At 47.2% G+C, this 14,276-nt stretch carries 12 protein-coding genes; 9 read left to right on the forward strand and 3 right to left on the reverse strand.

What is annotated here, in order from left to right:
* Positions 1–7: 7 nt before the first annotated feature.
* Both nosZ and Q0135_RS08000 read right to left on the reverse strand, forming a co-directional pair.
* Positions 8–2,599, reverse strand: a complete 2,592-nt coding sequence (nosZ, locus tag Q0135_RS07995; protein ID WP_005870833.1) for a Sec-dependent nitrous-oxide reductase — start codon at positions 2,597–2,599, stop codon at positions 8–10.
* 12 nt (positions 2,600–2,611) lie between these two features.
* The gene (locus Q0135_RS08000) at positions 2,612–3,769 is read right to left on the reverse strand and encodes a hypothetical protein (protein ID WP_297989671.1); all 1,158 of its coding nucleotides are present in this window, start codon (positions 3,767–3,769) and stop codon (positions 2,612–2,614) included.
* Positions 3,770–4,067: 298 nt separating this feature from the next.
* On the opposite strand from Q0135_RS08000, the gene Q0135_RS08005 reads away from it, so the two are divergent.
* The 9 genes from Q0135_RS08005 (at position 4,068) to ttdB (ending at position 13,028) form a co-directional block, all read left to right on the forward strand.
* A complete protein-coding gene (locus Q0135_RS08005) occupies positions 4,068–5,735 on the forward strand; it encodes an anaerobic C4-dicarboxylate transporter (protein ID WP_297989672.1) in 1,668 nt (555 codons plus the stop codon).
* A gap of 207 nt (positions 5,736–5,942) precedes the next feature.
* Positions 5,943–7,193 (forward strand): nickel-dependent lactate racemase, encoded by a 1,251-nt coding sequence (gene larA, locus Q0135_RS08010; RefSeq protein WP_297989674.1) that lies wholly within the window; start codon positions 5,943–5,945, stop codon positions 7,191–7,193.
* A gap of 2 nt (positions 7,194–7,195) precedes the next feature.
* On the forward strand, positions 7,196–8,548 hold the full coding sequence (gene larC / locus Q0135_RS08015) for a nickel pincer cofactor biosynthesis protein LarC (protein ID WP_297989676.1): 1,353 nt from the start codon (positions 7,196–7,198) through the stop codon (positions 8,546–8,548).
* Positions 8,520–9,302 carry an ATP-dependent sacrificial sulfur transferase LarE gene (gene larE / locus Q0135_RS08020; protein ID WP_297989678.1) on the forward strand — a complete coding sequence of 261 codons (783 nt, stop codon included), beginning with the start codon at positions 8,520–8,522 and terminating at the stop codon, positions 9,300–9,302. Before larC ends, larE begins: the two co-directional genes overlap by 29 nt.
* Complete coding sequence (gene larB, locus Q0135_RS08025) at positions 9,289–10,035, forward strand: nickel pincer cofactor biosynthesis protein LarB (RefSeq protein ID WP_297989689.1); 747 nt, start codon at positions 9,289–9,291, stop codon at positions 10,033–10,035. Before larE ends, larB begins: the two co-directional genes overlap by 14 nt.
* A 30-nt stretch (positions 10,036–10,065) precedes the next feature.
* A complete protein-coding gene (locus Q0135_RS08030; protein WP_297989680.1) occupies positions 10,066–11,349 on the forward strand; it encodes a DUF2809 domain-containing protein in 1,284 nt (427 codons plus the stop codon).
* On the forward strand, positions 11,300–11,509 hold the full coding sequence (locus Q0135_RS08035; RefSeq protein WP_297989682.1) for a hypothetical protein: 210 nt from the start codon (positions 11,300–11,302) through the stop codon (positions 11,507–11,509). The genes Q0135_RS08030 and Q0135_RS08035 overlap by 50 nt, the downstream gene beginning before the upstream one ends.
* Before the next feature lie 11 nt (positions 11,510–11,520).
* Positions 11,521–12,420 carry a L(+)-tartrate dehydratase subunit alpha gene (ttdA, locus tag Q0135_RS08040; protein WP_297989684.1) on the forward strand — a complete coding sequence of 300 codons (900 nt, stop codon included), beginning with the start codon at positions 11,521–11,523 and terminating at the stop codon, positions 12,418–12,420.
* A complete protein-coding gene (gene ttdB / locus Q0135_RS08045) occupies positions 12,417–13,028 on the forward strand; it encodes a L(+)-tartrate dehydratase subunit beta (RefSeq protein WP_297989686.1) in 612 nt (203 codons plus the stop codon). The genes ttdA and ttdB overlap by 4 nt, the downstream gene beginning before the upstream one ends.
* Before the next feature lie 722 nt (positions 13,029–13,750).
* Here ttdB and Q0135_RS08050 read toward each other — a convergent pair.
* The coding region (locus Q0135_RS08050; RefSeq protein ID WP_297989687.1) for a DUF3883 domain-containing protein at positions 13,751–14,276 on the reverse strand (526 nt) is incomplete at its 5' end.

Consider the following 14,276-nt stretch of genomic DNA (forward strand, 5'->3'; position numbering starts at 1 on the left):
AGTGGGGCTAGTTAAGGCCCGCGTTCTCATCGACCCATTTTAGGTATTCGATGATGTCTTTGATCTCTTCGTCTTTCATATGCTGATTTGGCATGCGAAGGTTGAAGTAATTTATCATTGCCTTAACGTAGTCGTCTTCGTAGAATTTAGCAGGGTCTTTGATGAAATCGGCTACCCATTTCTCGCCGTTTTCATGGCGGAGTAGGACGCCTGTTAGATCAGGACCGGAGCTTACTTGACCGATGACGTGGCAGCCGTTGCAGCCTCCACGTAGGTAAGCCTTCTCGCCGTTAGATGCAGCCTCGCTCATAGGAGTGGAGAGCTCGCGGATCAGGTTGTTTTTAGCGCGAAGTCCGACATCTGCGGTTTTTACTAGGTACTGCCAAACTTGACCTTCCCAAAGTATCGCGCCGTTCATATCGCCCGCTTTTACCGCGGCGTCTGCCTTGGCTTTGGTTTCAGGAATTTTGCCGTATTGATCCAGCGCGTCATCGACTAAAGCCTTGACCTTAGGATACTTCTCGTAGTTCTTCTCTTTTAAGAATTTAACGACCGATTGAATAACGTCGTCGGTGGCTTTATTCGTAGCTACTACCTTGTCGTATTCGGCTTTTAGAGCTTCAGGGCTAAGAGCTTTTAGCATAGATGCTTTAGCTGAAGTGTATTTTTTATTCGGATCTTTTACATATAGATATCCAAACATCTCAAGGTGTAGCGCAGAGCAGAATTCCGTGCAGTAGAAAGGAAATACGCCCTCTTTATCTGCGATGAAATTTACGCTCGCAGTCTTACCCGGCTCAAGCGACATATGCAGATCATAATCATCAACCGTAAAGCCGTGAGTTTCGTCCTCGGCACGCTCTAAATTTGTCATATAGATCGTTACGTTATCGTCCTTATTAACCTCGATGTGCTCAGGATTAATATGGCTGCGGATCGCTGTAGCATAGACTTTTACGTTTTTGCCGTCGCGCTCGATGCGCTCCTGACCTGCTAGCGTCATAGCAGGGTGTTGCTTGCCGGTACGAGAGTTTGTTCCCATAGTATAGGTAGGTTTCGTATGAAGCTTACTGGCTGCGATAGAAACTACGTCATGTGGCTCGCCTAGACCGATAGGAAGATCGTAAAGCATCTCCATTTTAGGTCCTGTAATGTCAATCAGCTGGTGATTTTGCGGATGAAGCGGTCCGATAGGATTAAATCTATCGATCGAAAGCTTATCCAGCGCGATTACGTATTTGCCGACAGGCTTTGAGGATTTTCCCTCCATAGAATCAAGGTGACCGATATTGTAGTGAACGTTGATCCTATCTAAAACCTTTAGCGTCTTGTAGTTCCATTTTACGATCTGGCTATCGACGTAAAGTGATGTATAGATTACGCCGTCTTGTGAATCGAAGGTATTATGAAGAGGTCCAAGACCAAGCTCTGCTTGTCCGTGAAGCGTCTTTTGCATATCTAAGATCGGAATTCCGTATGGATCCTTGCCTGCATATTCTTTCTTATCAATTAGCTCTTTGATCTTTTTGAAATCATAAACGCTAGCGTGAGTATCTAATTTACCGCCGATAATGATATAGCGACCATCAGGGCTAACATCGACGCCGTGAGGGGATTTAGCTTCAGGGATCAAAAATAGCGCTCCCGCTTTTACGGCGGCGTCTATCGTAACGATTCTGTGTCCGTTTACAACCTTGTAGTTTTTGCTATCTTGAGCAAGTTTTTCTAGAATTTGCCAGTTATAAACGTGCAAGTAGTCGGTATCGTTGCGGCTCATACCCGCTTCCATCGGAGGCAGACCCTTTTCGATGCCGCCCGTGTACATTTCGGAGTTGAAGCTGTTGGTAAACGCCCAGCCGAAACTCTCGCCTTTACCCGCGTCGCTTAAATCTTGCATATATGGAGGAAGCTCTAGCGAGAAGGATTTATTTACGTCGATTTTACCTTTATCGTAGTCAAATTTCCATAGCGTTACTGCACCGCGATAGACTGCTTGATACTCCTCGATTGGGTGCCAGTCGTTATCAAAAGGGGCTGCGTATTGGCTGGTTTCGATGACGTATTCGGTATTAGGCGTTACGAAAGAGCCGCCGTGATCGCTTTTGATTACCGGATTTACGACTATTTGAGTGGTTTCGAAATCTGATAAATTTATAACCGCGATTCTTGGGTTTGCCTTATCGTTAATAAAGAGATAATCGCCCACATACTCGCCGTTTTTTTCGCTGAAATTTGGATGGTGAGTATCGCCCCAGTTGATCTCTTTGCCGTTAATGGAGCCCGATCTTAAGACCGCCTTGCTCTCCTCGTCAAAGCCGTATCCCTGCCAAGGCTCCGGGGTAAATACGCCGATATATTTGTAGATCCTCATCGACGGCACGCCGTAAACGATCACCTGTCCGCTTTGACCGCCGGAAGAGAAGACCATATAATCGTCCTTCCTACCGGTCGGCTGATAGGTCTTAGCCGCCGCTAAAACGTCTTTTTCGCTTAAATTTCGTTCTTTCATCACGCGCTCTAGGTCGCTATCCGCGGCACACAGGGCGCTTGCGGCGAACAAAACCGAGCCCAAAAGCACGGGTTTGAAACTTTTTAACATACTAATCCTTTCTTAGAATTTTAAAATTTTACCTGATTTGCTGACTACGAGGATCGCTTCCCCGTCTGCGTACATCGCTAAAAATTCGCTTTTTAAATCCACAACCTCCTTTAATCCTACTTTTTGATTTTCGTAAATTTTATCTTTAGTAGCGATAAACTGCGTGCCGCGGGCGCACACGATGGATTTGATCCAAGAGCCCACGCTTTTGCGCTCGCCGCTTTTTAAATTTATAAAATTCCCCTCTATATCGCCCACAAACAGCGTCCCGTCGCAGTCTGCAAGCGCAGTGGCTATAGAGCCGCTTAAATTTTTATTGCCAGCTTCGGCTGAAATTTCGCTTTGAGTTTTAAGCCCCTCGTCTTGAAATTTTGCGCCTTTGAATTCTAAGCTTTGAAATTCCGCGCTCTTTGCGCCGCCAGCTTTCGTTTCGTTTGGCTCGGAGCCTTGCGCGCTTTTCGCATTATTAAATTCTGCATCTTTAAATTTCACGCTACCAAGCTCTCCCTGCGCGGCTCGATTAGGCGCTGTATTGATGCCGCTAAATTTAGTCGCGACAAGATCTGCGCTAAAACAGGCTACGCCGTTCCAGCTTGCGACGCAAAGTCCGTTAGCGCCCAGGCTAACGGCATTGATCCTGCCGTAATGAAACGAAATTCCGCGCAGCCCATCTGGGGCGGAATTTCTATTTAAAGATTGCCCGTTCGCGGTGGAATTCTCGCCTGAGGCGTAGCCGCCATCCGCGCTGTTATCAGGGTCTTCGTCTAATCTTATTAGTTGATTCTTATCCACTACCGCGTAAATCGCGTCTTTTGCGGCATAGATCACATCTATTTGGGCTGTGCCGCTACGCCCCGTCTTAAGCGTGCGTAAAAACTTTAGTCTATCGTTTAGCACCGCGATTTCGGCTCCGCCCCAAGCTAGATAAATTTTGCCGTTTTTAAAATTTAGAGCCGTGATTTCGTTATCGCTGTATTTTTGCGCGAACTCCACATTCCATTTAGCAGTATCAAACATCCTAAGCTCGCCGCCACTGCCGCATAAAAGCAGTCGGTGCGAGCTTGCGTCGAATGCGCCCAGACGCAGCGTGGCATTTAGATCAAAGCTGCCGGCTGCTGCTATCTGCGATAAACAAATCAAAAGGGCAATACAAAATTTTTTAAAATTCATCTTAATCTACTCTTTGCGAAATGATACTCCCCCAAGGCTTAAAAATCGGTTTAAAGCTTGAGCTATAATGAAATTCTAAGATTTCTTAAAAGTTACGAAATTCTACGATATAAAAATAGCTCTAAGTAAAATTTTATTTTTCGCATTTTTGCTATATAAATTCCGCTTTAAAATTATAATTTCAGTAAATTTTTATTTTGACAGATTTTTAAAATTCGCAACGCTCCTTTAATTTTGTTTAAATAAAAAGTTAGTATAATCGCCAAAGTTTGTTTTAAATTTTACTGAAGGAGAAACTATGGAGTTTCTGACAAGTTTGTCTGAAAGCACTCAATTCTTTTTGCAGCTCATTATAGTCTTGGGCTGTTTGTTTTATGGTGCTAAAAAAGGTGGTATGGCGCTGGGAATTCTAGGCGGTATAGGCTTAGTGATCTTAGTGTTTGGATTTAGATTAGAGCCGGGTAAGCCGGCAGTGGACGTTATTTTAACTATCCTCGCAGTTGTCGTAGCAAGTGCAACGCTACAAGCTACGGGAGGGCTTGATGTAATGCTTCAAATAGCGGAGAAATTGCTTCGTAAGCATCCGAAGATGGTATGTATCATCGCTCCAACTGTGGCGTGGACGCTTACAATCTTATGCGGAACGGGACACACCGTCTATACGCTGCTTCCGATCATCTATGACGTAGCTATTAAAAATGGGATTCGCCCTGAGCGCCCGATGGCTGCTTCTACGATCTCCTCGCAACTTGCTATCATCGCTAGCCCCGTTTCGGTTGCCGGCGTTTCGATGGTCGCGATCTTGCTAGGTCAAGGCGTGCATATCGAGGGCTTTAGTACGTACTTGGATCTGCTAAAACTCACTATCCCTTCTACTTTCATCGGTATGCTTGCGATCGGAACGTGGTCGATTTTTAGAGGTAAAGATCTGGATAAAGATCCGGAATTCCAAGAAAAGATCAAAGATCCAGAGCAGAAAAAATATATCTACGGCGAAAGCACGACCTTGCTAGGTCAAAAGCTTCCTAGGATTAAGTGGGTTTGCATGTGGATTTTCTTAGCAACTATTGCGCTAGTAGCGGTTTTGGGTTACGAAAAAAGCTTACGCCCTGCGTGGACTAAAAATGTCCCTGGAAAATCCGTAGAGATCATCGTCGATAAAAAAACGGTCAAAAATATCACGATCAAAGATGGTCAGGTCATTTCTATGGTGGACGGCGGTAAGGTCGTCTCAAACGTCAAAGAGTCCAAAGCCAAAGATGCGACGAAATTTAATAGCGTCGAAATTTACGACAAAGATAAAAAGCTTACCCAAAGCATCGTCGCTCAAGACGGAAATGTAGTAATTACGACAGGCGATAAGAGCGAGAGCATCGCAAACGCAAGCATTGTCGTAAAAGATACGATGAAAAAGACCACAAATTTAAATATGGTCTTAACCATTCAAATTTTCATGCTCCTAGCGGCGTCCATCATGATGATCGTTTCGGGCATAAAAGCGGGCAATATCGCTAAAAATGAAATTTTTCATAGCGGTATGATCGCGCTCGTAGCCATTTATGGAATTTCATGGATGGCAGAGACTATGTTTACTGCTCATATCGAAATGCTTAAGGCATCCCTTGGCGAGGTCGTTAAGGCCTATCCATGGACATATGTCATCGTTTCGCTTTTAATTAGTAAATTCCTTAACTCTCAAGCGGCAGCGGTTGCTACTTTCGTACCGCTCGCGGTTAGCATCGGCATTGATCCGGGCCTTATTATTGCGTTTGCACCGGCTTGCTACGGATACTATATCCTGCCTACCTATCCGAGCGATCTTGCGGCGATACAGTTCGACCGCTCCGGTACTACACACATCGGCAGATTCGTCATCAACCACAGCTTCATTTTCCCTGGGCTAATAGGCGTTCTTACTTCATGCGCGATGGGCTTTATCTTCGCTCATATTTACGGCTATTTATAATAGTTGCGCTCGCGGGCATATGGCTCGCGAGCTTTAAATTTTAAATCCCAGTGGCTTTTTAAAATTTTATAAAATTTTGAAATTTTAAATGCTCTAAATTTTTAAATTCTAAAGCTTTCTAAATTCCGTTCATAACCCGCTCTAGGCTAATTCGTTTTAAATAAAATTTACGTTATAATCCCGCCAAATTCCACACAGGAGGCAGATATGCAAATCCCTATCGCATACGGCAAAGACGATCATCTAAGTCTAGAGATAAACGAGAAAAATTTGCTCGGCGTTTTTGATCCAAACCCCGTGGCTAAATTTGACGAAACATCGCTCATCGCAAAGGCTCTGGCAAATCCGATAAATCAAAAAAGCTTTGACGAGTTTATCGCAGGCGATGAAAAGATCGTCGTCATCGTAAACGACGGTACACGCCCGACGCCGACGGCAAAAATTTTAAAGCAAATTTACCCGAAAATCTGCGAGAAAAATAAAATTTTCATCATCGCCACCGGCTGCCACAGAGAGGGCACGCAGGAAGAATACGAGATGATCTTCGGCAAAGAAATTTACGCGGAAATCAGAGCCAAAAACGAAGTTCACGATCACGACTCCAAGCACGACGAGATGGTATTTCTAGGCGAGTCCAAAAACGGCACGCAGATGTATCTAAACAAAATCGTAGCAGAAGCCAAAAAAGTGATCGTCATAGGCTCGGTCGAGCCGCACTATTTCGCGGGCTACACGGGCGGCAGAAAGGCCTTTTTGCCTGGCACCGCGTCGTATGAGAGCATCACACAAAACCACAAGCTCGCCCTAAGCTCCGACGCGCAAGCTCTGCGACTAGAGGGCAACCCGGTGCACGAGGATATGATCGACGCGATGAAAGTTCTTGCGCATATCGACGTTTTTTCGATCCAGACGGTGCTTGACAGCGAGCACGGCGTGTATTACGCAAGCACGGGCGACTTAAACGGCAGCTTTTACGACTGCGTGAAAAAGGCCGACGAGGTCTTTTGCGTAAATATCCCGCGCAAGGCAGATATCGTGATCTCGGTCGCGCCCTATCCGATGGACGTCGATCTCTATCAAGCGCAAAAAGCCCTAGATAACGGCAAACTAGCACTCGCACAGGACGGAATTTTAATAATGGTCGCAAAGTGCCGCACAGGCATCGGGCCAAAGCCGTTTTTTGATCTGATGGCATCCGCGGATACGCCTAAAAAGGTGCTCGAAAAGATCAGCGCGGGCTTTAAGCTCGGCTATCACAAGGCCGCTAAAATGGCCGAAATCTCGCTCTGGGCGCAGACCTGGGCGGTGAGCGAGCTTAGCGACGATGAGATGCGAGCCGTGCATCTAAAACCGTATCACGACATCCAAAAGGCCGTGGACGACGCGCTCGCGCAAAAGGGCGCGGACGCTAAAATCATCATCCTGCCATTTGGCTCGATGACGGTGCCTAAGGCCTAGGCTTGGCTAAAATTTTATATTACGACGCGAGCTGCGGCATTAGCGGTGATATGAATTTAGGCGCGCTGGTGGGGCTCGGAGTGGATTTTGGCTATCTTTGCGCCGAGCTAGAAAAGTTAAATTTAGCCGGCGAATTTAAACTCGTGCGCAAAAACGTGCTAAAAAACGGCATCGCCGCGACAAAAATCGACGTCGTGCCACTAAAATCCAAGCCTCACGCCAGAAGCTACGCGGGTATCAAGCAAATTTTAGAAAGTTCAAATTTAAGCGGACGCTGCAAACAAAGAGCGGGCGCGATATTTCGCACGATTGCCGAGGCCGAGGCTAAGGTCCACGGCACGGACATAGAGCGGGTGCATTTTCACGAGGTCGGCGCGATAGATAGCATCGCCGACGTCGCGGGCGCGGCGATCTGCCTTGAATATCTTTTTGAAAATTTAGGCGTCTCGCGCGTGCTAAGCTCCAAAATCGAACTTGGCGGCGGCGTAGCGATCTGCGATCACGGCGCACTTAGCGTGCCGGCACCCGCCGTTTGCGAAATTTTAAAAGGCGTGCCCGTAAGCTTAGGGCGCGCAAATTTCGAGATGACTACGCCCACGGGAGCGGCGATTTTAAAGGCTTGCGCGGACGAGTTTATGGACGGCGCGAGCTTTAGTATCGAAAAGATCGGCTACGGCGCTGGCGGCAAAGACGCCGCGGGCTTTGCAAACGTACTTCGCGCGATGATATGCGAGGCGGATTTAAGCGATAAAAGCGGCGAGTCAAATTTAGCCGCACGAGCTGGCTACGGCGAGGTTTGCAAGCAGATTTTAATCTCCACGAACATCGACGATATGGATGCCGAGAGCTTTGCGCTTGCGTGCGAAATTTTACGAGAAAACGGCGCGCTGGACGTATTTAGCCGCTCTATTTTTATGAAAAAGGGGCGCGCGGGCTTTGAACTAAACGCGCTGTGCCGCAAACAGGACGCGCAAAATTTAAAGGATCTGATTTTTACGCACACGACGGCGATCGGCGTTCGCGAGATAGAGGTTGCTAAAACCGAGCTAAAGCGCGAGTTTGCGCGGGTGCAGACGAAATTCGGCGAGATAGGGCTTAAAATTTCGCGCGGCGAGGCTTGCGAAACGGGCGCGAGCGCGCAACAAAATTTGAACGCGGAGCAAAATTTGAATGCGCAGCAGAATTCGGACGCACGACAAAATTCCGCCGCTTCAAATTCCATCCGAGAAATTTTAAAAATCAAGCCCGAATTCGAGGACTGCAAGGCCGCGGCGCTCGCGCACGGCACGACGATCGAGCGGGTGCGAAAAGAGGTGCTGAAAATCTATGACGAAACTAGAAAAACTAAAGGCTGATCTGCGCAGGCTGGGCGAGCTAGCAGTCGCATTTAGCGGCGGCGCGGACAGCTCGCTGCTGCTGCGCGCGGCGCACGACGCGCTGGGTGAGCGCGCGATCGGCATAACGATCAGATCGCCCTACATGTCCTCGCGCGAGATCGCCGAAGCCGTAGAATTTGCCCGCATCTACGGCATCAGGCACGAAATTTTAGAGCTCGGCGTCGCAGAGGAGATCAAAGACAATCCCGAAAACCGCTGCTATCTGTGCAAAAAGGCGCTGTTTTCGCGGCTGATCGAGCGCGCCCGCGAGCTTGGCTTTAGCCGCGTCGCAGACGGCACGAACCGAGACGATCTGGGCGAACACCGCCCGGGGCTAAAAGCAAAAGAGGAGCTGGGCGTGCTCTCGCCGCTAATAAATTTAACCAAATCAGAAATCCGCGAGCTATCGCGCGAGCTGGGCTTACCCACCGCCGAAAAGCCCGGCTACGCGTGTTTGCTAACGCGTCTGCCGCACGGGCGCGAGATCGATGAGAGCGAGCTAAATTTGATCGAAGCGGCGGAAAATCTACTCATCGTAAGCGGCTACGCAAACGTCCGCGCGCGGTGCGACCGCAAAAATATAAAGCTGCAAATGCCCTTTTCCAGCATGCGGGGCTTCCTAAACGACGCAAAATTTAAAAGCGTCGTTAGGCAGCTCGTGACGCTTGGCGCGGCGGAGGTGACGCTTGATCTAAAGGGGCTTAGAGAGGATGTTTTGCATGAGAGAGGATGAAATTTTAGAGCTTTTCGCGGGGATAAAAAGCGACCGCGTGAGCGAGCAAGAGGCGCTAAAATACCTGAAAAACTACCCCTACGAGGACGTGGGCTGCGCCAAGATCGACACCCAGCGCGCCCTGCGAAACGGCACGGGCGAGGTGATCTACGGCGAGGGCAAGATGGATGATGAAATTTTGCGCATCGCTAGTGCGATCGGCGCGAGAGGGCAAAATATCCTAATCACGCGCACGAACGAGCGAGTTTTCAAGCGGCTGCGCGAAATCTTGCCGCAGGCGGAGTTTAACGCTCGCGGCCGCGTCATCAGCGTCAAATTTAAAGAGCCCGCGCTCACGCAAAGCTACATCGCGATAGTATCTGCCGGCACCGCCGACGGCGCAGTAGTGGAGGAGGCGTACGAAACGGCGCGATTTCTAGGCAACGACGTGCGTAAATTTAGCGACGCGGGCGTGGCGGGACTGCACAGGCTGATCGCAAATTTAGACGAGATACGCGGCGCAAATGTCGTGATCGCGGTAGCCGGCATGGAGGGTGCGTTAGCTAGCGTGCTTGCAGGCCTCGTGAGCGTGCCGGTGATTGCGGTGCCCACCAGCGTGGGATACGGGGCGAGTTTCGGCGGGCTGGCGGCGTTGCTAGCGATGCTAAACAGCTGCGCAAACGGCGTGAGCGTCGTAAATATCGACAACGGCTTCGGCGCCGCGTACAACGCGAGCCTGATAAATCATCTCTAAAATTTTAGAAAAAATTTGTAAGGGGCAAAGTTGCGAGAGGATACGAAAAAAGCAGTACTTCCGCCTGCGGACGCATCTAGAAGTGAGTATTGTCGGGATACTAGAATGAACTGGGCGATGGCGGGTATTGCTATTTTAGCATTTGAAATTTTTATCGCAATTTACGTCAAAGGCGGCTTCATACGCTACTATCTAGGCGATGTGCTAGCCGCGGCGATGCTTTATGCATTCGGGCGAGCCGCGTTTAGGCTGCCGCCTAAAGCTTTAGCGCTCGCGGTCTTTGTTCTCTCGCTAGTTATCGAAACTGCACAATATTTTAAAGTACTTGAAATTTTAGGCATACAAAATTCCTTGCTACGGATAATTTTTGGTGGAACATTCAATTGGACGGACATCATCTGCTACGCGATAGGCTGTGTTTTAGCTTACGTATCTGAAAGTATCATTTATGATAAGGCGCGACTATGGAGGCGTAAAAGGTTGCCTAAAAATTTTAATGAAATTTTGCAAAGCGGCGATGAAGAAAAGATCAAAGCGGTATTTCAAGCCCTCGATATAAATGCGACCGACAAAGACGGCAACACGATACTGCATATGCTTCATGCGGACAAAAATATCAAGAAAAAAGACCCAAACTCGCCCTATGTGTATATGGGCGCAAATTTAATCGAATGGATCATCATGCAAGGCGGCGACATAAACGCTAAAAATAAAAAGGGCGAGACGCCCCTTAGAAATTTTATGTGGTATGTATATAAAAATTTAAAACCGCATCAAAAACTAATAATTATAGCCCATCCCGGATCCTATTTTTATAAATATGCTAAAGAGATGAATGAGGTTTTAAATACTGATTTTGGCGTAATGTGCAATTACGTATATTACATGCTGCCTAGAGTATCAAAGTATGTCATTAATCCAGAGCAAAAGCTAATGTTTGGTTTATATCATATGCAATTAGAGGCATCGGGGGATTTGGATAAGATGACGCCGTTTATAATATACAATACTATACCAAAATCACCAGATGAACAAACAGATGTTTGGCGCCGCTTCGGCAAAAGGTTGGAATATCTATATGTGCCCGAGTATCCAACGGATATGGAAAAACACGATCCGCAAGAATACAGTAAATTTACCTATGATTTTTGGATGAAATTCTTAAGACAAAAAGATAGCGTGCAGTATAAAATGATACATGCGGTTACTAATTTATACTGGTACTGGGACTATAACGGGGAATATGGAAGTTGGATTTTATGGGATGACGATTATACCGATAAAACCACCGCCGAAATCAAAAAAATATTTTAAGCTAGGCGATAGGCTAGATGAGCTAAATGACGACGCGCTTGATGAGATGTTTTATGATCTAAGAAAGAGCTGGCGTGCTGAAGATGTGGGTAAGCTTAGATACCTGTTCGTGCTTTGGTTGCTTAAAAATCCCGAGCCGTTTTTAGAGGACGAAATTTAAAAGGAGAAGCGATGGATAAACAAAAAGCCGTGCAAAAGATGACCGAGGTCATGGCGAAATTCGTCGGCTACACGGGTAAGGTGCTGCCCGACGACGTGACGGTGAAGCTGAGCGAGCTCGCCGAGCGCGAAATGCAACCGCTGGCAAAGGAGATCTACAAAACGATGTTTGAAAACCAGCGCCTAGCTAAGCAGCTAGACCGTCCGTCCTGTCAGGATACGGGCGTGATCCAGTTTTTCGTGCGCTGCGGAGCGAACTTCCCGCTCATCGGCGAGCTTGAGGAGCTGCTGCGAGAGGCCGTACTGCGAGCGACGCGCGAGGCTCCGCTGCGTCACAACAGCGTCGAGACCTTTGACGAGTACAACACCGGTAAAAACGTCGGCAAGGGCACGCCGAGCGTATTTTGGGAGATCGTGCCGCAAAGCAGCGAATGCGAGATACACACCTATATGGCCGGCGGCGGCTGTAGTCTGCCCGGCAAGGCGACCGTGCTGATGCCTGGCATGGGCTACGAGGGAGTCGTGAAATTCGTCATGGACATCATGACAAGCTACGGCATAAATGCCTGTCCTCCGCTGCTAGTGGGCGTAGGCATCGGCACCTCGATCGACGTGGCGTCCCTGCTATCTAAAAAAGCGCTGATGAGGCCGCTAGGCTCGCGAAATCCAAACGACCGCGCCACGCTAACCGAAAAGCTGCTCGAAGATGGCATCAATAAAATCGGCCTAGGCCCGCAAGGCATGAGCGGCGCAAGCTCGGTCATGGGCGTACATATCGAAAACTGCGCCCGCCACCCAAGCGTCATCGCCGTCGCCGTAAACGTGGGCTGCTGGTCGCACCGCAAAGGCCATATCGTCTGGGACGAGCAGCTAAGCTTTGCCGTAAAATCGCACAAGGAGTTCGCGCTATGAGTAAGAAAATTTTAACCACGCCGATCGCGCCCGAGGATCTGGCAGATATAAAGATCGGCGACGTCATATACCTCAGCGGACACATCGTCACCTGCCGCGACGTGCCGCACAGACGCGTTGTAGAGGAAGGTCGCGAGCTGCCGCTAGATATCAGGGGCGGCGCGATCCTGCACGCGGGGCCGATCATCAGAAAAACGGGCGTTGAGTGCTTCGAGATGATCTCCGTGGGGCCGACTACGAGCATGCGGATGGAGAAATTTGAGCGCGAATTTATCGCTAAAACCGGCGTGCGCCTGATCGTGGGCAAAGGCGGCATGGGCGAGGGCACAATGAGCGGCTGCAAGGAGTTTGGCGCGATACACTGCGTATTTCCGGCTGGCTGCGCGGTAGTGGCCGCGACGCAGGTCGAGGAGATCGAGAGCGCGGACTGGACGGAGCTTGGGATGCCTGAGACGCTGTGGAAGTGCCGCGTGAAGGAGTTTGGTCCGCTCATCGTCTCGATTGACGCGCACGGAAATAATCTTTTCGAGCAAAATAAGATCAAATTTAACGAGAAAAAGGACGCGGCTTTGGCTGAAATTTTACCGCAGGTCGGATTTATAAAGTAGTCAATTTTGGTTAGCCTGCACGCATTTTAGTAATACATCCGAATACCTCTAGTCAAAAGAAGAATTTGCTCATGCCAGCAACGCTTTGCGTAGTTAAAATTTTGAGATTTCTATCGCTTCAGCAAGAACTAAATTTTTATGACTCTTGATACATAGGTGCAGACAAAGCAACTTGGTAGACTTAACGGCACCCAAAAATGCTTTAATTTGGACCGATTTTATGGACTTGTGCAAGGTTTAGTTTAAAGTTTAGCGTTAGATTTATAAATTTGGGCAAACCTTTTGCATACTATGGTTAAAGTTGCTATAAAAGACTCAAAAAACAGCCGATCTGTGAGATATACAATACAAGAAACGAACATTAAGAGTATAAAGAGTACTCATAGACGATGCTTTTTAAGCATTCAACATGATAACGTGTGGCTAATGTGGTAATTTTGCGTAGCGTCAGCTTATAGGGCTTTAACTAGACTATTAAAAATATGTTAAATTGAACTTTATATTAATTTAGGAGCAAGTTGGCAACCTAAAGATATCAATAAAGGATAGAAATGGTATATAGAAAATTAAGACTCCCATTAATTGTCTTGGAAGCTAAGATGAAGTCTTTTAGGCAATAAAAAGATATGGGAAAATTTACAAACCCAAGATTGGTGCATATATTCTCGGGTTTCATTTTGTAAATTATCCAACAATAAAGAACATTCTTATAGCCTAAGATATTACTTTTTTGTTACCGCAAATGTTACAGGATCAAAGTTGTAATTATCTAGCAAATCATTTGCACTTATTATCTCGATTTTACCTCTTCTTGTATCTCTATTAAAGTCATAAACCCTATAAACATACGCTCCATCATCTTTATAAGTTTCAAAAAATAATTTTTCATTTTCACTCATATAAAATGGGGTTTCTAATCCACTTGATGTAGTTTTAACCTCTATTCTTCTAGTGCTACCATCATTATTAACAGAGCTTATATCATACCCCAAACCGTCTCCTTGCAATATACTTAAATGTAATACACGATCAACAGATGAAAGATCAAAGTTAGATACTCTTTCTTTTTCGTACTCATATACAAATTCTTCACCCATACTTCCTATCTCAGTATTCCTTTCTCTTTTCCTACACCAGTTGATTCTTCTGCCGACAAAAATATGAGAACTATTTTTTCTTTGATTAATTTTATTATTAGATAAAGGTTGTTTTGCATCCCCAATTCCCTCTAATGCAATAAATTTTGCA

Origin of the sequence: uncultured Campylobacter sp., from assembly GCF_937981295.1 — a bacterium.
Lineage (GTDB): Bacteria > Campylobacterota > Campylobacteria > Campylobacterales > Campylobacteraceae > Campylobacter_B.